This is a genomic window from Streptomyces sp. NPDC015144 (assembly GCF_043079735.1).
GTDB lineage: Bacteria > Actinomycetota > Actinomycetes > Streptomycetales > Streptomycetaceae > Streptomyces.
In genome coordinates this window covers 213,766-234,909 of sequence record NZ_JBIBUU010000006.1, presented here as the reverse complement: position 1 = coordinate 234,909, position 21,144 = coordinate 213,766, and the positions used below count along the sequence as shown (strand labels likewise).

The 21,144-nt window shown below is 74.1% G+C and carries 20 protein-coding genes; 5 read left to right on the top strand and 15 right to left on the bottom strand.

Annotated features, from left to right (window positions below):
• Positions 1-135 precede the first annotated feature (135 nt).
• Complete coding sequence (locus tag ACF08W_RS13490; RefSeq protein WP_352277532.1) at positions 136-345, top strand: DUF1918 domain-containing protein; 210 nt, start codon at positions 136-138, stop codon at positions 343-345.
• Positions 346-406: 61 nt separating this feature from the next.
• Here ACF08W_RS13490 and ACF08W_RS13485 read toward each other — a convergent pair whose 3' ends face one another.
• Positions 407-1,672, bottom strand: a complete 1,266-nt coding sequence (locus tag ACF08W_RS13485) for a glycoside hydrolase family 10 protein (RefSeq protein WP_392279315.1) — start codon at positions 1,670-1,672, stop codon at positions 407-409.
• Positions 1,673-1,896: 224 nt separating this feature from the next.
• On the opposite strand from ACF08W_RS13485, the gene ACF08W_RS13480 reads away from it, so the two are divergent.
• Positions 1,897-2,757 carry a 3-hydroxybutyryl-CoA dehydrogenase gene (locus tag ACF08W_RS13480; protein ID WP_352277535.1) on the top strand — a complete coding sequence of 287 codons (861 nt, stop codon included), beginning with the start codon at positions 1,897-1,899 and terminating at the stop codon, positions 2,755-2,757.
• 85 nt (positions 2,758-2,842) lie between these two features.
• On the opposite strand, the gene ACF08W_RS13475 is transcribed toward ACF08W_RS13480, so the two are convergent.
• From ACF08W_RS13475 to infC, 9 genes are all read right to left on the bottom strand, one after another.
• Complete coding sequence (locus ACF08W_RS13475; protein ID WP_385210711.1) at positions 2,843-3,373, bottom strand: NUDIX hydrolase; 531 nt, start codon at positions 3,371-3,373, stop codon at positions 2,843-2,845.
• An 87-nt stretch (positions 3,374-3,460) separates the two neighbouring features.
• Complete coding sequence (locus tag ACF08W_RS13470) at positions 3,461-4,810, bottom strand: transcriptional regulator (protein WP_352277539.1); 1,350 nt, start codon at positions 4,808-4,810, stop codon at positions 3,461-3,463.
• Positions 4,811-5,208: 398 nt separating this feature from the next.
• Positions 5,209-7,722 (bottom strand): phenylalanine--tRNA ligase subunit beta, encoded by a 2,514-nt coding sequence (pheT, locus tag ACF08W_RS13465; protein WP_352277540.1) that lies wholly within the window; start codon positions 7,720-7,722, stop codon positions 5,209-5,211.
• Complete coding sequence (gene pheS, locus ACF08W_RS13460) at positions 7,722-8,849, bottom strand: phenylalanine--tRNA ligase subunit alpha (protein ID WP_385210706.1); 1,128 nt, start codon at positions 8,847-8,849, stop codon at positions 7,722-7,724. The genes pheT and pheS overlap by 1 nt, the downstream gene beginning before the upstream one ends.
• 215 nt (positions 8,850-9,064) lie before the next feature.
• Complete coding sequence (locus tag ACF08W_RS13455; RefSeq protein WP_392279314.1) at positions 9,065-10,213, bottom strand: ATP-binding protein; 1,149 nt, start codon at positions 10,211-10,213, stop codon at positions 9,065-9,067.
• A gap of 117 nt (positions 10,214-10,330) precedes the next feature.
• Positions 10,331-11,161 carry an RNA methyltransferase gene (locus ACF08W_RS13450; RefSeq protein WP_352277543.1) on the bottom strand — a complete coding sequence of 277 codons (831 nt, stop codon included), beginning with the start codon at positions 11,159-11,161 and terminating at the stop codon, positions 10,331-10,333.
• Positions 11,162-11,281: 120 nt separating this feature from the next.
• Complete coding sequence (rplT, locus tag ACF08W_RS13445; protein ID WP_072484442.1) at positions 11,282-11,665, bottom strand: 50S ribosomal protein L20; 384 nt, start codon at positions 11,663-11,665, stop codon at positions 11,282-11,284.
• Between the two features lie 124 nt (positions 11,666-11,789).
• On the bottom strand, positions 11,790-11,984 hold the full coding sequence (rpmI, locus tag ACF08W_RS13440; protein ID WP_352277545.1) for a 50S ribosomal protein L35: 195 nt from the start codon (positions 11,982-11,984) through the stop codon (positions 11,790-11,792).
• 121 nt (positions 11,985-12,105) lie between these two features.
• Complete coding sequence (infC, locus tag ACF08W_RS13435) at positions 12,106-12,771, bottom strand: translation initiation factor IF-3 (RefSeq protein ID WP_352277547.1); 666 nt, start codon at positions 12,769-12,771, stop codon at positions 12,106-12,108.
• A gap of 342 nt (positions 12,772-13,113) precedes the next feature.
• Here infC and ACF08W_RS13430 point away from each other — a divergent pair, with 342 nt between their 5' ends.
• Complete coding sequence (locus tag ACF08W_RS13430; RefSeq protein WP_352277548.1) at positions 13,114-13,476, top strand: DUF1844 domain-containing protein; 363 nt, start codon at positions 13,114-13,116, stop codon at positions 13,474-13,476.
• Positions 13,477-13,562: 86 nt separating this feature from the next.
• On the opposite strand, the gene ACF08W_RS13425 is transcribed toward ACF08W_RS13430, so the two are convergent.
• From ACF08W_RS13425 to ACF08W_RS13415, 3 genes are read right to left on the bottom strand one after another with little or no spacing between them, the layout of a single operon-like run.
• The gene (locus ACF08W_RS13425) at positions 13,563-14,291 is read right to left on the bottom strand and encodes an SseB family protein (RefSeq protein WP_392279313.1); all 729 of its coding nucleotides are present in this window, start codon (positions 14,289-14,291) and stop codon (positions 13,563-13,565) included.
• A 48-nt stretch (positions 14,292-14,339) separates the two neighbouring features.
• Positions 14,340-15,530 carry a type VII secretion-associated serine protease mycosin gene (gene mycP / locus ACF08W_RS13420; protein WP_392279312.1) on the bottom strand — a complete coding sequence of 397 codons (1,191 nt, stop codon included), beginning with the start codon at positions 15,528-15,530 and terminating at the stop codon, positions 14,340-14,342.
• Positions 15,527-16,711, bottom strand: coding sequence for a hypothetical protein (locus ACF08W_RS13415; protein WP_392279311.1), 1,185 nt, complete (start codon positions 16,709-16,711; stop codon positions 15,527-15,529). The genes mycP and ACF08W_RS13415 overlap by 4 nt, the downstream gene beginning before the upstream one ends.
• A 182-nt stretch (positions 16,712-16,893) precedes the next feature.
• Here ACF08W_RS13415 and ACF08W_RS13410 point away from each other — a divergent pair, with 182 nt between their 5' ends.
• The gene (locus ACF08W_RS13410; RefSeq protein WP_392279310.1) at positions 16,894-18,096 is read left to right on the top strand and encodes an amino acid deaminase/aldolase; all 1,203 of its coding nucleotides are present in this window, start codon (positions 16,894-16,896) and stop codon (positions 18,094-18,096) included.
• A 19-nt stretch (positions 18,097-18,115) separates the two neighbouring features.
• On the opposite strand, the gene ACF08W_RS13405 is transcribed toward ACF08W_RS13410, so the two are convergent.
• A complete protein-coding gene (locus ACF08W_RS13405) occupies positions 18,116-19,069 on the bottom strand; it encodes a DUF2510 domain-containing protein (RefSeq protein WP_392279309.1) in 954 nt (317 codons plus the stop codon).
• A 193-nt stretch (positions 19,070-19,262) separates the two neighbouring features.
• On the opposite strand from ACF08W_RS13405, the gene ACF08W_RS13400 reads away from it, so the two are divergent.
• The gene (locus tag ACF08W_RS13400) at positions 19,263-19,991 is read left to right on the top strand and encodes a FadR/GntR family transcriptional regulator (RefSeq protein ID WP_385210685.1); all 729 of its coding nucleotides are present in this window, start codon (positions 19,263-19,265) and stop codon (positions 19,989-19,991) included.
• A gap of 164 nt (positions 19,992-20,155) precedes the next feature.
• Here the strand turns inward: ACF08W_RS13400 and ACF08W_RS13395 are convergent, their stop codons facing one another.
• On the bottom strand, positions 20,156-21,091 hold the full coding sequence (locus tag ACF08W_RS13395; RefSeq protein ID WP_392279308.1) for a LysR family transcriptional regulator: 936 nt from the start codon (positions 21,089-21,091) through the stop codon (positions 20,156-20,158).
• Between the last annotated feature and the right edge of the window lie 53 nt (positions 21,092-21,144).

Genomic DNA, 21,144 nt, shown 5'->3' with positions numbered 1-21,144 from the left:
TCCCAAGGGCGGCGCGGCCGCTTCCGACCGGCGTCGCGGGCCGAGCGCCCCCGCCGGGACCGTTCATCGGGCGAAGTCCCGGTCGAGACATAGACTTGTCGACATGGACCGCCACCCAGGAGGAGGTCAGTCCCGATGGAGGCACGCACCGGCGACCGCCTGGTCACCCACGGCCGGACCGTGGGCCAGCACGACAAGGTCGCAGAGATCGTCGAAGTGCTCGGGGCCGGGGGCACTCCCCCGTACCGCGTCCGCTCCGACGACGGACACGAACATCTGATTTCACCCGGCCCCGACAGCGTCGTGGAACACACCGGCGCCCGGAAGCGGCCCCCGGCCGCGTAGACCGTGCCCGGGGGCGCGGGCGGGCCGTCCGGTTCTCCGGCCGGCCCGTCCGCGACACCCGTCAGCGGGGCGGGCGGGTCCGGTTGCGGTAGTGGTCGCCCACCACCCGGGCCATCGCCCCGATCCGGTCGGTGACCACGTCCTTCCCGGAGAAGAAGACATGGCCGCGGACCTGGTCCCGGTCGGCGGCGAGGTCGAGGTGGCGGGAGAGTTCGGCCGGGTCCTGCCAGGCTGCGGGCTGGGCCGGGTCGCCGGCCTTGTACAGCGCCTCCCCCACGAACAGGTCGACGCCCGTCCCCCGTACGGTCTCGTTCCACCAGGTCAGCAGCTTGGCGTAGTCGGCGGCGGCGAAGCCGATGTTCCAGTAGATCTGCGGGCAGATGTAGTCGATCCAGCCCTTCCGGATCCAGCCGCGGGTGTCGGCGTGCAGGTCGTCGTACGTCTGCACCCCCGCCTTGGTGTCGGAGCCGAGCGGGTCGGTCGAGGCGTTGCGCCACACCCCGAACGGGCTGATGCCGAACTGGACGCTCTTCCTGATCTCCTTGATCCGCTCGGCGGTCTCCCGCACCAGCCGGTCGGTGTTGTCGCGCCGCCAGGCCGCCTTGTCCGGGAAGCCCGCCCCGTACTTGGCGTACGCGGCGTCGTCGTCGAAGACCTGCCCGGCGACCGGGTACGGGTAGAAGTAGTCGTCCCAGTGCACGGCGTCGATGTCGTAGCGGCGGACCGCGTCGAGCATCGCGTCCTGGACGAAGCGGCGGACCTCGGGGAGGCCGGGGTTGTAGTAGAGCTTCCCGCCGTACGGCAGGACCCAGTCGGGGTGGAGCCTGGCCGGGTGGGTGGCGGCCAGCCGGGACGGGTCGGTGTGGTTGGCGACCCGGTACGGGTTGAACCAGGCGTGCAGCTCCAGGCCCCGGCGGTGGGCCTCGGTCACCGCGGTGCCCAGCGGGTCCCAGCCGGGGTCCTTGCCCTGGACGCCGGTGAGGTACTGGGCCCACGGCTCGTACGGCGAGGGCCACAGCGCGTCCGCGGTCGGCCGGACCTGGAGGACGACGGTGTTCAGCCGCAGCTCCACCGCCTTGTCCAGGTACGCGATCAGCTCGGCCTTCTGCGCCGACGCCGACAGCCCGGTCTTCGAGGGCCAGTCGAGATTGGCGACGGTCGCCACCCACATGCCGCGCAGTTCGCGCCGGGCGGCGCGGCCGCGCCCCCGGTGCCCCGCCGCGCCGGTCCCCGGGACGTCGTTCCGCCGGGCCGGGACGGCCGCCGCGTCACCCGCCGCGACGGCCGAGCCCATCACCCCCGCGACCACACCTGCCGCACCCGTCACAAAGCCTCTTCGGGCCATCTGCCGCATCACGCTGCACCTGCCGTCTCTCTGTGCTCGTCGTCAACATCTGTCGCGCCAGTTATCAGGCGTAACGCAGAGCATGCCCGCCCCGGCCCTCGCCGACCCGCAGGACGCGAGTAACGTCGGGGGGTCGGGGCGGGCACCGGAATCGGACGGGAACCCGCGACCCCCGGAACAGCGAAAGGCACGAGGTGACGGACTCTATGGCCGACATTGCACGGGTCGGAGTGGTGGGTTGTGGCCAGATGGGCGCGGGCATCGCCGAGGTGTGCGCCCGCAGCGGCCTCGACGTCCGGGTGGCCGAGACCACCGGCGAGGCGTTGGAGATCGGCCGCACCCGGCTGCACACCTCCCTGTCGAAGGCCGCCGCGCGCGGCAAGATCACGACCGAGGAGCGCGACGAGACGCTGGCCCGGCTGACCTTCACCACCGACCTGGGAGAGTTCGCCGACCGCGACCTCGTCATCGAGGCCGTGGTGGAGAACGAGCAGGTCAAGACCGAGATCTTCCAGGTGCTCGACCAGGTGGTGACCCGGCAGGACGCGATCCTCGCCTCGAACACCTCCTCCATCCCGCTGGTGAAGCTGGCCGTGGCGACCTCCCGCCCCGACCAGGTCATCGGCATCCACTTCTTCAACCCGGCCCCGGTGCAGAAGCTCGTCGAGCTGATCCCGGCGCTGACCACGTCCGACGAGACGGTGCGGCGCGCCGAGGCGCTGGTCCAGGACGTGCTGGGCAAGCACCCGATCCGGGCGCAGGACCGGTCCGGTTTCGTGGTCAACGCGCTGCTGATCCCGTACCTGCTCTCCGCCATCCGGATGTTCGAGTCGGGGATCGCCAGCCGCGAGGACATCGACAACGGCATGGAGCTCGGCTGCGCCCACCCGATGGGCCCGCTCAAGCTCTCCGACCTGATCGGGCTCGACACGGTCGCCTCGGTCGCCGACTCGATGTACGCGGAGTTCAAGGAGCCGCTGTACGCCGCCCCGCCGCTGCTCCAGCGCATGGTGGACGCGGGCCGGCTCGGCCGCAAGACCGGTTCGGGCTTCTACCCGTACGCCTGACCCGCGCAGTCGTCACCCCGAGCGGGGCCGGACCGGGCGATCCCCGGGCCGGCCCCGTACGCGTTCCCCGGCGCCCCCGGGGCGCTCACCCCAGCCGTAAGTGGTGGAGCATCATCAGCCCGGCGGCCATGCCCGCGGCCGGGACCTCGCCCCGGGCGATCAGCTCCGGCACCAGCTTGAGCGGCACCCACTCCCGGCGCGAGGACTCGAAGGCGTCCCGGGGCTCGCCGGTCCAGGCCGCCTCCTCGGACCAGTAGAGGTGGTGCCGGGCGTCGGTGAGCCCGTTGGAGGGCTCGACGGTCAGCAGCGGACGGAGCGGGCCGGGGCGCCAGCCGGTCTCCTCCTCCATCTCCCGGGCCGCGGCGGACGCGAGCTCCTCGCCGTCCTCCACGACCCCGGCGGCCAGCTCCCAGCCCCAGCTGTCCGTGATGAACCGGTGCCGCCAGAGCAGCAGCACCTCGTCGGCCTCGTTGACGACGGTGGCCGCCGCGACCGGGCGCAGCCGGATGAGGTAGTGGTCGAGGTGCTGGCCCCCGGGGACGACCACATCCGCGAGGTTGACCCGGAACCAGCGATTCTCATACACGGTCTGTTCGTTCAGATTCGCCCACTGCACGTTTCTGCCGCCTTTCGACGAAGAGGTGGCCATATCGCAGCAGGAGCGGCACCGGAACGGAACGCACCGGTCCAGGCGGAAGACGGCTCACAGCGGCACGCGGAGCGCTCCGTCGATCAGTTCGGCGGCCCGGCCCGCGTCCGCGCAGCCGCTCGCGATCAACTCCTCGCGCACGGCGCACAGCCGGTCGCGCAGCCGCCGCGACTCCATGCCCCGGGCCCGCTCCGCCATCTCCACCGCCGTGGCCGCCGCCCGGTCCGCCTCGCCCTGCCGGAGCTCGACATGGGTGAGCATCGCCAGCCGGTGCACCCGGCCCCGGTCGTGCGCGGGGGCGCGCACGGCGTTGGCGGCGTGCTCCCGGGCACCGGGCAGATCGCCGATCCCCAGCAGCGCCTCGGCCACCTGCACATCGACCAGCCCCGGCTGGACGTACCCGGTCTCGTCCGGCTCCAGGCCCGGGGTGATCCGGGCGGCCTCCGCCTCGGCCCGCCGGATGCACTCCCGCGCACCGGCCGCGTCGCCGAGCCGGGCGTACGCCTTGGCCTGCATCGCGTACAGGTCGGCGGCGAGTGCGGGGCTGATGTGCCCCTTGGCCGCCCGCAGCGCCGCCTGGGCGAAGGCCACCGACTGCCGGTAGTCGGCGAGCAGCAGCGACTGGTTGACCAGCAGGGCGATCACATAGCCGCCGAACCCCCGGTCGCCGCTCGCCTTCGCCAGCCGGAGCGCCTGGTGGAAGTAGCGCTGGGCCAGGCCGTGCGCGTCGGAGTCGTAGGCGCAGATCCCGGCGACCGCGACCAGGCCGCCCGCCGCCCGGTGCAGCCGCCGCCCCATCGCGTCGCTGTAGCCGCCGCGCAGCAGCGGTGCGGTCCCGGCGTTGAGGAAGCCGACGACGCGGGAGCGGGTCGCGATCCCGCCCGCCCGGCGGTACATCAGTTCGTAGTGGGCACGGGCCGCGCGCAACGTCACTATGTCGGCCATGGAGACCCGGGCCGGCCCGTCCCGGGACACGTCGAGGTCCTCCGGAGGGTTCTCCCACTCCCAGACCGGCATCACCGCCGCGGTGCCGGTGACGGCCGCCGGGACGAGGCCCTGCGGGCTCCGGGAGTCGTCGGACCGCCACAGCGCGGTGGCCCGCTCGACGAAGCCGCCCAGCGGGGAGGCGGGCACCACCGCGCCGGTGCCCGGGGCCGCCATGCCGATGTCGTCGAGCGCGACGGGCCTGTTCAGCCGGTGGCCGAGCACCTCGCAGATCAGGTCGGGCACCTCGCCGCGCGGGCGCTGCCCCTTCAGCCAGCGGGCCACCGCGGTGTGCTCGTACCGCAGCCGCAGACCGCGGACCCGCCCGGCCCGGTTGATGTGCGCGGCCAGACCGGCCCGGGAGACCCCCGCCTCCTCGATCAGGGCAGCCAGCAGAACGTTGGGCTCCGTTGCCCCCATGTGTGCCCCTCTAGGTGGTTCGGCACGCCGAGGCGTGTCACCCCAGTGGAGCACGATTCACACGGGGTGTGAACGCAATGCCCGAACCGTCCCGCCGCGCACCCTGTCGCACCGGCCCGGAGATCGGTTGAATCAGTCGTCTCGCAAGAGGCGGCCGGGTCGTCTGCTCCCCCTCGTACGGCACGACGGCCCGCTCCCGCACCGTCCGTCCCGCCGACCTGCCCGACACTCCGCGGCGGTACGGACGGTGCCGGACCGCACGACCCACTGCCCATCGATCGGAGGGTGGAGCCGGGCCATCGCCCGGACGCGGTCCTCACCGCCCGGCGAGCACGCGGGAGGGGCGCACCCGATGGCCGGGTGCGCCCCTCCTTGCTGTTCCGCGCGGGGTGCGGGTGCTACGCGCCGCGCAGCACCGCGCCCGTCCGCTCGGTGGCGAGCGCCACCGCCGCGTCGCGCGCCGCCGACGCCTCGTCGACGGTCAGCGTGCGGTCCGCCGCGCGGAAGCGCAGCGCGTACGCCAGGGACTTGCGGCCCCCGCCGATCTGCTCGCCGGTGAAGACGTCGAACAGCCGGATCGATTCGAGGAGTTCGCCCGCGCCCTCGCGCAGCGCCCGCTCCACGTCGGCGGCCGGGACGTTCTCCGCGACGATCAGTGCGACGTCCTGGGTCGCCACCGGGAAGGTGGAGATCCGCGGCGCCTGGAGCGCGCCGTCGACGGCCTTCTCCAGTACGTCGAGCTCGACCTCCATGGCGCAGCTGCGCTCGGGGAGGTGGAGGTCCTTGACGACCCGCGGGTGCAGCTCGCCCGCGTGGCCGAAGAGGGTCTCCTCGCCGTCGACCAGAACGTACAGCGCGGCGCAGCGGCCCGGGTGCCACGGGGCGTGGCGGTCGCTGCGGACGATCAGTTCGACACCGGCCTCGCGGGCGATGGTGCGGGCGGCCTCGACGGCGTCCGCCCAGTCGGCCGGACGGCCCCTGCCCCACCAGCCGGCCTGCTCGCGGGCGCCCGCGAGGACCACCGCGGCCCGGCGCGGCTGACGCGGCAGCGCGGCGTCGAGCGCGGCGATCTGCTCGTCGGCGGGACGGTGGTCGACGGGCAGCCGGACGGCCTTGGTCTCGCCGCCGGTCGGCCGGAAGACCAGGCCGGTCTCGAAGAGCGCGAGGTCGTGGCTGCCGCGGCCGTCGTTGCGCCGCAGCGCGCCGAGCAGTCCGGGCAGCAGCGTGGTGCGCAGCGCGGGCTCCTCGTCGGAGAGCGGGTTGACGAGGCGGACGGTGCGGCGGCGGTCGTCCTCGCTGTCGAGCCCGAGCTGGTCGAGGACGGCCTCGCCGATGAACGGGTAGTTCAGCGCCTCCACGTAGCCGGCCCCGGCGAGCGCCCGGCCGATGCGGCGGTGCAGCCGCTGGTGGTCGGTGAGCCCCCGGCCGGACGGCGGGGTGGGGAGGGTGGACGGGAGGTTCTCGTAGCCCTCCAGCCGGATGACCTCCTCGGCGAGGTCGTTCGGCTCGCAGAGGTCGGGGCGCCAGGACGGCACGGTGACGATCAGCTCGTCCTGCCCGTAGACGTCGCAGCCGACCTCCTGGAGGCGGCGTACGACGGTCTCGCGGCCGTACGCGACACCGGCCACCCGGTCGGGGTGGTCCGCGGGCATCGCGATGGTGCGGGGCGCGGAGGGCGCGCTGATCTCGGTGACCCCGGCCTCGGCGGTGCCGCCGGCGAGCAGGACCAGCAGGTCGACGGTGCGCTGTGCGGCGGCAGCGGCGGCCTGCGGGTCGACGCCGCGCTCGAAGCGCTTGGACGCCTCGGAGGACAGCTTGTGGCGGCGCGCCGTCCGGGCGATCGAGATCGCGTCGAAGTGCGCGGCCTCGATGACGACCTCGGTGGTGCGGTGCTCGCCCTCCTGGACGTCCGCGATCTCGGTGTTGGCGCCGCCCATGACGCCCGCGAGGCCGATCGGCCCGCGGTTGTCGGTGATGACCAGGTCCTCGGCGTCCAGCACGCGGACCGCGCCGTCGAGGGTGGTGAGCTTCTCGCCCTGCTGGGCGCGGCGGACCCCGATCGGCCCGTCCACGCGGGTGCGGTCGTAGGCGTGCAGCGGCTGGCCGAGCTCCAGCATCACGTAGTTGGTGACGTCGACGGCCAGCGAGATCGGGCGCATCCCGGCCTTCTGCAGCCGGCGCTGGAGCCAGATCGGGGAACGGGCCTCGGGCTGGAGGCCGACGACGGTGCGCGCGGTGAAGCGGTCGCAGCCGATCGGGTCGGCGATCTTGACCGGGTAGCCGTACGCGTTCGGCGCGGGCACGTCCAGCAGCGCCGGGTCGCGCAGCGGCAGCCCGTACGCGATGGCGGTCTCGCGGGCGACGCCGCGCAGGGAGAGGCAGTAGCCCCGGTCGGGCGTGACGGCGATGTCGAGGACCTCGTCGACGAGCTGGAGCAGCTCGATCGCGTCGGTGCCCGCCTCGTGCTCCGGCGGCAGCACGATGATGCCGTGCGTGCCGTCGTCGCCCATGCCGAGCTCGTCGGTGGAGCAGATCATGCCGTGCGAGGTCTTGCCGTACGTCTTGCGGGCGGCGATCGCGAAGTCGCCGGGCAGCACGGCGCCGGGGAGGACCACGACGACCTTGTCGCCGACGGCGAAGTTGCGGGCGCCGCAGACGATCTCCTGCGGCTCGCCGGTGCCGTTGGCGTCGCCGACGTCGACCGTGCAGAAGCGGATCGGCTTCTTGAAGCCCTCCAGCTCCTCGATGGTCAGCACCTGTCCGACGACCAGCGGGCCCTTGAGGCCGGCGCCGAGCTGCTCGACGGTCTCGACCTCCAGGCCGACGCCGACGAGCTTGGCCTGTACGTCTCGGCCGGTCTCCGTCGCCGGCAGGTCGACGTATTCCCGCAGCCAGGAAAGCGGGACGCGCATCAGATCTCCATCCCGAACGGCCGGGTGAACCGGATGTCACCCTCGACCATGTCTCGCATGTCTTCTACGTTGTGGCGGAACATCAGCATCCGTTCGATGCCGAACCCGAAGGCGAATCCGCTGTACTTCTCGGGGTCGACGCCGCAGGCGGTGAGCACCTTCGGGTTGACCATGCCGCAGCCGCCGAGCTCGATCCAGCCCTCGCTGCCGCAGGTGCGGCAGGGGCGGTCCGGGTTGCCGACGGACGCGCCGCGGCAGACGTAGCAGACCATGTCCATCTCGGCGGACGGCTCGGTGAACGGGAAGAAGTTCGGCCGGAGCCGGGTCTTCATGTCCGGGCCGAAGAGCGCCCGGACCATGTGGTCGAGGGTGCCCTTGAGGTCGGCCATGGTGAGGCCCTCGTCGACGGCGAGCAGCTCGATCTGGTGGAAGACCGGGGTGTGCGTGGCGTCGAGCTCGTCGGTGCGGTAGACGCGGCCGGGGCAGACCACGTAGACCGGGGGCTCGCGGTCGAGCAGGGTGCGGGCCTGGACCGGCGAGGTGTGGGTGCGCAGCACGACACCGGACTCGTCGGTCTTCGCGCCGTCGGCGCCCTCGACGAAGAAGGTGTCCTGCATCTGCCGGGCCGGGTGGTCGGGCACGAAGTTCAGGGCGTCGAAGTTGAACCACTCCGCTTCGACCTCGGGGCCCTCGGCGACCTCGTAGCCCATGGCGACGAAGACGTCCGCGACGCGCTCCATGAGCGTGGTCAGCGGGTGCCGGGCCCCGGCCGGGACGCGGTCGTACGGCAGTGTGACGTCCACCGCCTCCTCGACCAGCACGCGGGCGTCCCGCTCGGCCTCCAGCTCCGCCTGGCGGGCCGCGAGGGCGCGGCCGACGGCGGCGCGGGCCTGGCCCACGCGCTTGCCGGCCTCGGCCTTGGCCTGCGGCGGCAGTGCGCCGATCTCGCGGTTGGCGAGCGACAGCGGCGACGTGCCCGACGTGTGCGCGGTCTTCGCCTGGGCGAGCGCGTCGAGGTCACCGGCGGCGGCGAAGGCGGCGAGCGCCTCGTCCCGCATGCGCTCGATCTCTTCCGGTTTCAGTGCCTCGACCTCGACTGGGTCGTACGACTTGTTCGGTGCCGACATCTCTTCCCGTGCTTCCGATTGGCTGATACTGCGCTTGCCGGGGAACGTCCCCGCCCCCATGGCCCCGATCGACGACTGGAGGACGCAAAGGTGCCAAAGGTCGAGTCTAAGGGCCACCGGATGTGCAAAGGGTCCGTGGGCGGTCCGGTCCCGCCCGTGGCCCGCCGTCGGCCCGCTCGATCGCTCCGCGACCGGGCCGGGTGACGGGACGGCCCTCAGTTCATGTACGCCGGCGTGCTCACCGGCAGAATAAATCGGAACTCCGCGCCGCCGCCGGGGCCGCGGCCGACCGTGATCGTGCCGCCGTGCGCCTCGACGATGCCCTTGACGATGTAGAGGCCCAGGCCCGTGCCGCCGCGCTTGCTCCCCCGCCAGAAGCGGGTGAAGACGCGGCCCATCGACTCCTCGGGGATGCCGGAGCCCTCATCGGTCACGGTGACGGCCGTTCCCTTCTCGTCGCTCTTCGCGGGTGCGGGTTCGACGTCAATGGTGACGGTTCCCTCGCCGTGCCGCACCGCGTTTTCCAGGAGGTTGCCGAGCACCTGGTCGACCTTGTCCGGGTCGGCCCAGACCACGGGCAGCGGCTGGCAGGTCCGGACGAGGAAGCGGTCGGGCGGGAGGCCGCCGGCCGTGAGGGCCTGGACGTGGCGTTCGACGGCGGCGGAGAGGTCGACGGGCTGGCGGCGCAGCTCCAGGCGGCCGGAGTCGATCCGGGAGATGTCGAGCAGCTCGGCGATGAGCCGGGTGACCCGGCCTGCGTCGGCGTCGACCGTCTCCAGCATCAGGCGCTTCTGGTCGTCGGTGAACCGCTCCCACTTGGCGAGGAGGGTCGCGGTGAAGCCCTTGACGGAGGTCAGCGGGGAGCGCAGCTCGTGGGCGACCGTGGCGATCAGCTCGGCGTGGCTGCGCTCGTTGCGGCGGCGGGCCTCGGTGCCGCGCAGCGACACCACCACCCGGCGCACCGGCCCGGTCGGGTGCTCGCGCACGTAGCGGGCGGAGACCAGGACCTCGCGGCCGCCGGGGAGCAGCAGATGGCGCTCGGGCTGGCCGACCCGGGTGGCGAGCCCGCCGTACGGGTCGGTCAGGGGCCACCAGCGGCGGCCCTTGAGGTCCTCCAGGGGCAGGGCGTTCTCCAGGGGGCTGCCGAGGGCGGTGTCCCGGGGCACCGCGGTGATCCGGACGGCGGCGGAGTTGAAGCAGATGACCCGGCCGGTCTCGTCGGCGACGACCAGGCCGTCGGGCAGGTCGTCGGGGGCGAGGCCCGTGCCGGCGACTCCGGGCTCCAGGATGTCCGTCGCGAGGGGTTGTCCGGCGTGCGCGACGGCCGCGTGCGTCCCGTGCGGCCTGCTCATGCCGACAGCCATATCCCCTATCCCACCTCTCGAACCGGTGCAGTGGGCCCCGAGTGCGCCACCCTACTAGTCGCCGGTGACGGAGCGACACCCCGCGGTGGCTCTGGGGGACCGGCCGGCCCGGTGCGGTCAGCTCCGGCGCTGGGCCCGCGCGGAGGCGTACAGGCAGACGGCCGCCGCCGTGGCCAGGTTGAGGCTCTCCGCCTTGCCGTGGATGGGCACCCGTACGACGGCGTCGGCCAGCGCCCGGGTCTCCTCGGGCAGGCCCCACGCCTCGTTGCCGAAGACCCAGGCGGTCGGGCCCCCCATGGTCCCGGCGTCGAGCTCGTCGTCGAGGTCGTCGGCGCCCGCCCCGTCGGCGGCGAGGATGCGCACGCCCGCCTCCCGCAGCCCGCTCACGGCCCGCTCGACCGGTACGCCGACGGCGACCGGCAGGTGGAAGAGCGAGCCGACCGAGGCCCGGACGGACTTGGGGTTGTAGAGGTCCACCGAGGCGTCGGTGAGCACCACGGCGTCGGCGCCCGCCGCGTCGGCGCAGCGCAGCACCGTACCGGCGTTGCCGGGGTCGCGTACGTGGGCGAGGACGGCGACGAGTCTCGGCCCGGCGGCCAGGATCTCCTCGAACGGGGTGTCCAGGAAGCGGCAGACGCCGATCAGGCCCTGCGGGGTGACGGTCTGCGAGACGTCGGCGAGCACGTCGCCGTCGGCGAGGTGCACCCGGGCGCCCGCCTCGTGGGCGGCGGCGACGATGTCGGCGTACCGCTCGGCCGCCTCGACCGTGGCGAACAGCTCGGTCAGGGTGGGGGTGCCGTCACCGCCGCGGTGCTCGGCGGCCTCCCGCACGGCCTGCGGCCCCTCGGCGATGAACCGGCGCTCCTTGCCGCGGAAATTGCGCTTGGCCAGCCGCCGGGCGGCGGTGACGCGCGGGGATCGCGGGGAGATCAGTTCGGGGGTGCCCATGGTCGGCGGCCTCTCTGGGTGCGGAGGGGGCGGACGTGCGAAACGGTCGTGCAACGCACCGGACCCGCAGACGGCGGGCGCCTGCGGGTCCGGCTCGGAAGGCTGGAGGTGCGACCTGGATCAGGCGGCCTTCGGGGCGTTGACGTCGCTCGGGAGGGCCTTCTGGGCGACCTCGACGAGAGCGGCGAACGCGTTGCTGTCGTTGACCGCGAGCTCGGCCAGGATCTTGCGGTCCACCTCGATGTTGGCGGCCTTCAGACCCTGGATGAGGCGGTTGTACGTCATGCCGTTCTGGCGGGCAGCGGCGTTGATGCGCTGGATCCACAGCTGACGGAAGTCGCCCTTGCGCTTCTTGCGGTCGTTGTAGTTGTAGACGAGGGAGTGGGTGACCTGCTCCTTCGCCTTGCGGTACAGGCGGGAACGCTGGCCCCGGTAGCCGCTGGCCTGCTCGAGGATCGCCCGACGCTTCTTGTGAGCGTTTACTGCCCGCTTGACGCGTGCCACTTGTTAACTCCTTGTAGCGGGGCCGTGGTTGGACTCACACGACCCGAAAACGATTCGGTCCCGGTCTGGGGCGAATGCACCGCCCGCGAATGCGCCGCCCACGGATTCACCGCGGGCCGCGGACTCACTTGCCGAGAAGCTTCTTGATCTTCTTGGCGTCGGCCGGAGCCGCCACGACCGTGCCGGTCAGCGAGCGGGTCTTCTTGGACGACTTGTGCTCAAGAAGGTGGCGCTTGCCCGCGCGCTCACGGAGCACCTTGCCGGAGCCGGTGATCTTGAAGCGCTTGCTGGTACCGCTGTGGGTCTTGTTCTTCGGCATCGCGCCGTTCTCTCCTCGTCAGTGGCGCCCCTCGCGGTGCGGGCACCGGACAGCAGGGGCGTCAGATCTTGATGGGGGCTTCCGGGGAGACCCGGGGCCGCCTGGTTGGCGGCCCCTGGGGTCAGGCCTCGGAAGGTGTCTCGGCCGGAGCCTCGGCGTCGGGGGTGGAACCCTGGCGCTCCGCCTTGCGGGCGGCCTGGGCCTCACGGGCCTCGGCCATGGCTTCGGTCTTCTTCTTGTGCGGGCCCAGAACCATGATCATGTTCCGGCCGTCCTGCTTCGGGTTGGACTCGATGAAGCCGAGTTCCTCCACGTCCGAAGCCAGACGCTGGAGCAGACGGAAGCCCAGCTCGGGTCGGGACTGCTCACGACCACGGAACATGATCGTGATCTTGACCTTGTCGCCCTGCTTGAGGAACCGGACGACGTGACCCTTCTTGGTGTCGTAGTCGTGCGGGTCGATCTTCGGCCGGAGCTTCATCTCCTTGATGACCGTGTGCGCCTGGTTCTTGCGCGCCTCACGGGCCTTCATGGCCGACTCGTACTTGAACTTCCCGTAGTCCATGAGCTTGCACACGGGCGGACGGGCGGTCGCCGCCACCTCGACCAGGTCGAGGTCGTACTCCTGTGCGAGCTCCAGGGCCTTGGCAAGCGGAACAATCCCGACCTGCTCGCCGCTGGGACCGACAAGTCGCACCTCGGGAACGCGAATCCGGTCGTTGATGCGGGGCTCGGCGCTGATGGATCCTCCTCGGTAGCACCACGCGGCCGTCTGGCGGACAGCCACGTAACGTCTGTTTCCTGAGACCAACCGCACCAGCGCAAGAAAAATGCCCCGGACGGGACACAGGCGGGGCTCCTGGAACAACCGGAACCACCGCGGTCAACCGCGGGGCACATCGGGCGGTCCCATCGTCCGTACGGAACGATGGTCACCGCCTGACCGGATGACCCGCCGCCCGGTGGGGCGGTCAGGTGGGAGATCGGAGCCTCCACTTGTGGGCCGGGCACATAGCTGCCCAGCCGGTCGTTACACAAGGTTAGCAGCTCCCCGGGGCACGCGCTAACCCGCTGCCGTCCGCCGCTCCCGCGGACGGGGCGGATCCGGGGTGGGCCTATCGTATGGCCCATGAGTGACGCGACCCCCAGCAGTGATTCCCCCGGCTTCGACGACATGGCCCGCGACATCGCGGAGGTGCCCGCGGTCGAGGTGATCGTGACGGTCGCGGTCAATCTGATGAGCGCGGCCGCCGTGAAGCTCGGGCTGACCGAGGACGGCGACCAGCACAAGGACCTCGACGAGGCCCGCAAGCTCGTCCACGCGCTGGCCGGCCTCCTGGACGCCAGCGCCACGGAGATCAGCTCCTTCCACGCGGCCCCGCTGCGGGACGGCCTGAAGTCGCTCCAGCTCGCCTTCCGCGAGGCGTCGCTGGTGCCGGACGAGCCCGGTCAGGGCCCCGGCGAGAAGTACACCGGTCCCGTCTTCGGCTGAGAACCGGGAGTTCCCCGGCCCGTGAACGCGTGAGCCCCCTGCCGCACACCGGCAGGGGGCTCACGCGTTCGGCGTGGTCCGCGCGGTCAGCGGGTGAACAGGGGCTCGCCCGGCGCGGCGGCGTCGGCCGGCAGCAGGGCGAGGTCGAGTCCGCGCACCAGACGGGCGCGGAGGGTCTCGTCGGCCGCCAGCCGCCCGGCGACCCGGCGGGCCGCCTCGGCGGGCTCCGCGCCGGGGGCGAGGACCAGGGCGAGGGTGCCGTCGGTGCTGCCGGGGCCGAGATGGGCCCGGAGGACGGCGGGCTCGGCGGCGACCGCCTCGCGCACCGCCGAGGTGACGGCCGGGTCGTCCAGCGGGTCGGTGCTGGTGCGGCCCTCGGCGAGGGCGAGCAGCGCGGGGCCGGTCAGCTCGAAGGCGACCGGTCCGGCCATGTCGAGGACGACCGTGTCCGCCTTCTCGTGCGCGGCGGCCTGCAGCGCCTGGTGCAGGGGGACGGCCACGGGGCGGGCCGCCGGGTCCCAGCGGGCCAGCGAGTCGGTGGAGGTGAAGGCCGGCAGGGCGCGGCGGTCACCCGCCTGGAGCGTGGGGACGGCCATGTCGCTGGTCTTCTCCCGACGCAGCCCGTTCTCGTCCTCCTCGACCTCCCCCAGGACGGCGACGACCGGGACCAGCAGCCGGGTGCCCCGGAGGGCTTCGAGTACCGGGCCGACCGCCGTGCGGTCCTCGGCCCAGGCCGCCAGGGCCGCGGTGAGTGCCGGGTCGGCGGAGCCGTCGTCGTCGGAGTATCCGGGGTCCGGAATGTTCTTCTGCGCCACAGGGCGAGCGTAGTGCCTGGGTCCTCCCGGCCCGGCAACAGGGCTGGGTCAGCGCCGGGCGGCGGTGCGGCCCCGGCCGCGCCAGAGCACCACGGCGGTGGCCAGCAGGACCGCGCCGAGGCCGCCCGCACCGGCGGCGAGCCAGCCGGCCGGCCCGCCGTCGCGGTGCGCGGCGGCCGGTCCCGGGCCGAAGTACCGCTTCCGGTAGCCGGCCCCGGCGGCCTCGGCGCGCGTTCCGGCCGGGCGGAGCGCCGCTCCGGCCTCGATCGCCGCGGCCGGATCGACGATGCCGTAGCCGCGGGCGTCGTCGCGGCCGGACGCGGGGGCGCTGCGGGCCGTGTCGGTGAGGAGCTTCTTGATCTGGGCGGGCGACAGTCCGGGGTGGGCGGCGCGGACCAGCGCGACGGCGCCCGAGACGAACGCGGCGGCGGCGGAGGTGCCCCACTCGATGTAGTACTGGCGGTCCGGCGAGGCGACGACGACGTCGACCCCGGGGGCGCTGACCGTGGCGTACCAGCGGCGGGTGGAGAACGCGGCGTGGGTGCCGTACCGGTCGACGGCGGCGACCGCGATCACCCCGGGGTAGGCGGCGGGGTACGAGATGTGGTCGCCCTTCTCGCCGCCGTTGCCGGCGGAGGCCACCACGACGGCCCCCTTGCCCAGCGCGTACCGGATGGCGGCGTCCTCGCCCGCCTCGGGGTGGGCGGACCTGCTGTCGTCGCCGAGCGAGAGGTTGATGACGTCGGCGCCGTGGTCGGCGGCCCAGCGGATGCCGTCGGCGAGGGCCGTGCCGCGTGACTTGCGGGCCTTGGAGCGGGACGGGTCGGAGGCTTCGAGGATCACCCGGACAGGGAGGATCTTCGCCTCGGGCGCGATGCCGAGCACCCCGTCGTCGCGGGCCGGGCCGTGGCCGCGGCCCGCGATGATGCCCGCCATCGCCGTACCGTGCCGGGCCCAGGAGCGGTCGCCCCGGCCGGCTCCGAAGCCGATCATGTCCTTGCCGGGCAGCACCTGGCCGGCCAGGTCGGGCAGGCTGCCGTCCACGCCGGTGTCGACGACGGCGACGGTGATGCCCCGGCCCTTGGTGGTCCGCCAGGCCTGGCCGGTGTGGAGCGCGTCGAGCCCCCACTGCTGGTCCCGGATGGCGTCGGCGCCGGCCGGGTGCGCGGGCAGCAGCGCGAGCGCGGTGGCGGCGCAGACCGCGCCGAGGACGCGGTGCCGGCGTCGGCTGCGGCTCATTCCGGCTTCTCCATGAGGTCGGTGACGGTACGGCGCAGGCCGCGCTCGGTCCGGTCGGCGATGCCCTTGGCCTCGTGGCCCATTCCCGCCTGGGCGGCCGCGGTCGTCGCTCCCTCGGTCACGGCAGCGGCGGCGGGCTGCGGGTCGGTGACGGTACGTCCGTCGGCGAAGCCGGAGACCGCGAAGACGACGGCGGGGACCTCGGTCAGCACATGGACCGACCAACTGGCCCGTTGCCGGTCGCCGAATCCGGCGGCGGCCGTTCCCTTCACCGGGTAGGTGCGGGGCATCAGGTCGGTGCGCCGGTCCAGGCGCTGGTCGGCGAAGCGGGCGCCCAGGGCCTTCATCGCGGCCGCGTCGCCCTCGGTGAAGACGATCCCGACGGTGGTGACGCTGCTGGTGGTGGCGTCGACGTAGGTGGCGCGGACCAGCCGTTCGCAGCCGGCCGGGCCGAGCGCCCGGGCCAGCAGCGGGTCCAGCGCGGGGCCGCAGCCGCTGTCCGGGGCGACGGCGAGGCGCGTCCAGACCCGGTCGGCGCCGCCGGGGCCCGCCCCGTCGCCGCGCAGCGTGCGGGGGAAGAGGGTGTCCACGGGGACGCTGTGCCAGGCGGACCGGCCCACCGCGTAGGCGCCGCGCGCGCCGTCGGCGGAGGAGTCGCTGGTGAGCCAGGCGCCGGTGGCCGCGCCACCGATCAGCCCGAGGCCGAGCACGACGCAGACCGCGGCGGCAGCCGTCCGGGCGGGGTGGCGGGTACGGATCGGGCGCAGCCGGGTGGTGGTCTCGGCGGGCGTCTCGGGACGCGGGGCGACGAACGGCCTCGGGTACACGTACGGGCCCGGGTGCGGCGGGGCTCCCGAGGGCGGTGTCAGGTCCACCGCTCCCACGGGTCTGCGCCGGGTGGCCGCGGGCGGCTGGGCGGGGACCGGCGGGATGCCGGGCCCGGACGCCGGGGCGGGATCGGGGACGGCGGCGGGAGGCGCGGCGGGGGCCGGAGGTACGGGCCGGAGCCGGGCCGTGGTCTCCGCCCCGCTCTCCGGAGCGGGGCCGGGCACGGCGGACGGCGGCGCGGCGGGGCTCGGCGGGGCGGGCGGGTCCGCGGCGGGTACGGGCGGGGGGTCCGAGGACTCCGACGGGGTCGTGGGGCGGGGCGGGACAGGAGCGCGCTGCGCCTCGGTACTCATCCGTCTCCCTGGTCCCGTTCCGTACCATGCGCGGATCGACGTCGCAGGCAGGCCCGTTGGTTGCCGCGTTCCGTCACTCTACGGGGTGGGACCGTCCCGGCGGGAGCCGCTCGTCCGACCCCTGACGATCTGCGCGGAACATCCCCCTACCCAGCGGTACGGACGTCTGGCAAGCTGCGGCCATGACTGCCCGTGCCGCTGACCGGACCCGGTACAACCGGGCCACCGCCCATCTGGACGCCCCGATCGCCGTCGTCGATCTGGACGCGTTCGACGCCAATGCCGACGATCTGGTCCGCCGCGCGGGCGGGAAGCCGATCCGGGTGGCGAGCAAGTCGGTACGCTGCCGGGCACTGCTGGAACGGGTGCTGGCCCGGCCGGGGTTCGCCGGGATCATGTCGTTCACGCTGGCCGAGTCGCTGTGGCTGGCGCGGGCCGGTTTCGAGGACGTGCTGCTCGCCTATCCGACGGCCGACCGGGCGGCGCTCGCGGAGCTGGCCGCCGATCCGAAGCTGGCCGCCGCGGTGACGGTGATGGTCGACGACCACGCGCAGCTGGAACTGATCGACGCGGCCCGGGCGGGCGGCCGCGAGGAGATCCGGGTCTGCCTGGAGCTGGACACCTCGCTCCGGATGCTCGGCGGCCGGGTCCGGATCGGCGCCCTGCGCTCCCCGCTGCGCTCCCCCGCCCAACTGGCGGAGCTGGCGCGCTCGGTGGCCCGCCGGCCGGGCTTCCGCCTGGTGGGGCTGATGGCGTACGAGGGGCACATCGCCGGGGTCGGGGACGCGGTCGCGGGCCGGCCGCTGCGGTCCCGGGCGGTCCGGCTGATGCAGGCCGCGGGCCGCAAGGAGCTGGCCGCGCGGCGGGCCGAGGTGGTGCGCGCGGTCCGGGCGGTGGCGCCGGACCTGGAGTTCGTGAACGGCGGCGGCACCGGCAGCGTGCAGCACACGGCGGCCGAGCGGGCGGTGACCGAGATCGCGGCCGGGTCGGGGCTCTACGTGCCGAGGCTGTTCGACAACTACACCTCGTTCACGGGCCGTCCGGCGGCGCTGTTCGCCCATCCGGTGGTGCGCCGCCCGGGGGTGGGGGTGGTGACCGTGCTCGGCGGCGGCTACCCGGCGTCCGGTCCCGCCGGGCAGGACCGGCTGCCCGTGCCGTACCTGCCCGAGGGGCTGCGCTACGACCCGCAGGAGGGGCCGGGCGAGGTGCAGACGCCGCTGCTCGGTGCCGCGGCGGACGATCTGCTGATCGGCGACAAGGTGTGGTTCCGGCACGCCAAGGCCGGTGAGATGTGCGAGCGCTTCGACGCGTTGCAGCTGATCGAGGGCGACCGGGTGACCGCGACCGTGCCGACGTACCGGGGCGAGGGCCGCACGTTCCTCTGAGCCGGGCGGGGGCCGGGGCTCAGGGGCCGATCGAGCTGCCCACACCGCCGCTCGTCACGCTGTCGCCGACCGGCCGGATGCCCCGGGTGAGGGTGTCCATGAGGGCGAGCGGGGGCCCGTCCGGGCCCGCGTCGAAGGCGTACCGCACGATGACCGGCGCCTCGGAGCCGACGGTGGACGGGAAGACCAGCGACTGCACGTAGCCGCCGGGCCCCTTGCCCGTCCGCACCCGCCAGCGCACCTGGTAGCCGGCGCGTCCGGCGACGGCCACCTGCGCGGAGGCGAGCCGCTGGTGGGAGACGATGCCGCCGTGGACGCGGTCACCGACGAGGTTCTCCCCGTAGGCGGCCTCCGCGGCGGTGGCGATGTCCCGCTCGGCGAGCTCCCGGACGGAGGTGGTGTCCGTGGCGTTCGCGGTGCGGCTGGTCACCGTGCCGTGGTAGCAGAGGGCGGAGGTGTGGCCGGGGCAGTCGTAGGAGCCGACGGTGCGCATCGTCAGGACCTGGTCGACGGTCCGGCCGGGCTTCTCCCAACCGTCGGGGATCGGCAGCGTGATGCCGTTGAGCTGGTCGACGAGGAGCTTCGGGTCGGCCCCGGCCGGTGGTCCGGTGGGTGACGGGGTGCTGGGCGCGGTGGCGGTGGCGGTCGGGGGTGCGGAGGCGGCGGGCGCGGCCGAGGGCCCCGGGCCGTCCCCGTCCCGGCCCAGCAGGACGGCCGCGGCGACGGTGGCGCCGACGACCAGCAGCCCGGCCGCGGCGAGCGCGGGAGTACGGCGGCCGGGGCCGCCGCCGTACCGGACGGTGGCGGCCGGCGCGGGCGGGGCGGGGGCTGTCGGGGCCGGGGGGACGGGGGTCGGCGGGGCCGCGGGAGCGGTCGGGCGGAGGTGAGCGGTCCACGCCGTGCCGTCCCACCAGCGCTCGCTGCCCGGCGTCGCGGCGTCCGGGTACCAGCCGGGCGGTGTCGCGTTGCTCATGCGCCCACTCTAGGGTTCGCTGACCGGCCCGATCCGGCCGTTGGCGGCTTGCCCGAAACGTCCCTCCCGGGGCGCCGGGCCACCGGGGGAGCCTCCGCGCCGTACCGGCCGGAAGCTTATGGTGTGGGGGAGAACCATTGATGATCGGCCATCGGACGGACGGTCGGCCGTGCGGCCGGGAGGGGAACGGGGCGTGACCGGGGAGAGCGAGTTCGTCGACCGTCTGACGCCCGCGCTGCGGCCCGTCCGGGCGGGGAACGGTTTCGAGGAGGCGCTGGAGCAGATCCTCCAGGTGATCCGGCTGGGACTGGTGCCGGGCGGCGGACGGCTGCCGGCCGAGCGCGACCTGGCCGAGCGACTGGGGATCAGCCGGGTCACCCTGCGCGAGGTGCTGAAGGTGCTCCAGGACCAGGGCCTGGTGGAGAGCAGGCGCGGCCGGTACGGCGGGACGTTCGTCCGGCCGCGTGCCGACAGCCCCGGCGAGGACGAGCTGCGCCGGAGGGTGGCCTCGGTCGACATCGAGGACGTCCTGCGCTTCCGCGAGGTACTGGAGGCCGGGGCGGCCGAGCTGTGCGCGGCGCGGCGGCTCACCGACGGGGAGGCGGACCGGCTGCGGGCGGCGCTGGCCGCGACGCACGAGGCGCCGCTGCCGGACTACCGCAGGCACGACACCCTCTTCCACCTGACCCTGGCCCAGCTCGCCGGTTCCGCCTCGCTGACCGCGCAGTACGCGGCCGTCCGGGCCACGCTGAACGACCTGCTCGACTGCATCCCCCTGCTGGTGCGCAACCTGGAGCACTCCCAGCACCAGCACACCGCCCTGGTCGAGGCGGTCCTCGCCGGGGACGGGGCGGCGGCGAGGACCGTGGCGCGCGAGCACTGCGCGGGCTCGGCGGCGCTGCTGCGCGGCTTCCTCGCCTGACCGTGGCACCCCGGTGATCCCAAAGGTTCACCGTCGCACCATTACGCGTGGCTGGGCCAGGCATTCCGCCCCGGCATACGCCGGAGGCGGAAGGCCCGATCGCATCCATCGGGGGGCCTGCCGGGTGGGCCGGTGCCCGGCCGCTCCGCCCGGCCCCGCCCGGGTCAGTACGTGGGGCGGGCGTCCCGGCCGGTCAGGGAGAGCAGGTCGCGGGCCGGTCCCGTCGGGCGGTGGCCGGAGGGCCAGACGGCGCGCAACTGGCGCCGCAGGCGCACCCCGGCGATCGGGACCTTGACCAGGCGCCGGGCGGACAGTTCCTCGCCGAGCGCCAGTTCGCTCAGGACGCAGGGCCCGGCACCGCTCTCCGCCGCGCCCTTCACGGCGGTGGTGGAGGAGAGTTCGAGCAGGGGCTGGGCGAGGCCGCCGTGCACGGCCAGCGCCGCGTCCAGGACCTGGCGGGTGCCGGAGCCGTGTTCGCGCAGGACGAGCGGGGTGGCCGCCAGTTCCTGCGGGGTGAGGGGGGTGCGGCGGCGGGCCCAGGGGTGGGCCGGGGCGACCACGACGACGAGGCGGTCATGGGCGATGACCGTGCCGTCGAGCCCTTCCGGCACGGTGAGACCCTCGACGAAACCGAGGTCGGCCTCACCGGTGAGCAGCCGGGCCGCCACCGCCGCGGAGTTCCCCGCCAGCAGCGAGACCGCCGTGTCCGGCCGTTCGGCGCGCAGCGCTATCAGCCAGCCGGGCAGCAGGTACTCGGCGATGGTCATGGAGGCGGCGACCCGGAGCCGGGAGTCGCGCCGGTCGCGCAGCGCCTGGGCACCCGCGTCGAACGCCTCGGCGGCCTCGACGACCCTGCGGGCCCAGTCGGTGACCAGGGCCCCGGCGTCGGTGAGCCGGGAGCCGCGCGGTGAACGGTCCAGCAGGGCCACGCCGAGCTGCCGTTCCATGGACCGGATGCGGCTGCTGGCGGCGGGCTGGCTCACCCCGACGTCCCGGGCCGCCTGCCCCAGGCTGCCGTGCCGGGCGACGGCGAGGAGCAGCTCCAGCGCGCCCAGGTCGGGGACCCGGTGGGAGAGCGGGGCAGGTACGTCGCCAGTCATAAGCCCACTTTATGACCTCATAGAAGCGGGGCGTCTGGTGGGGTGGCGGCCCG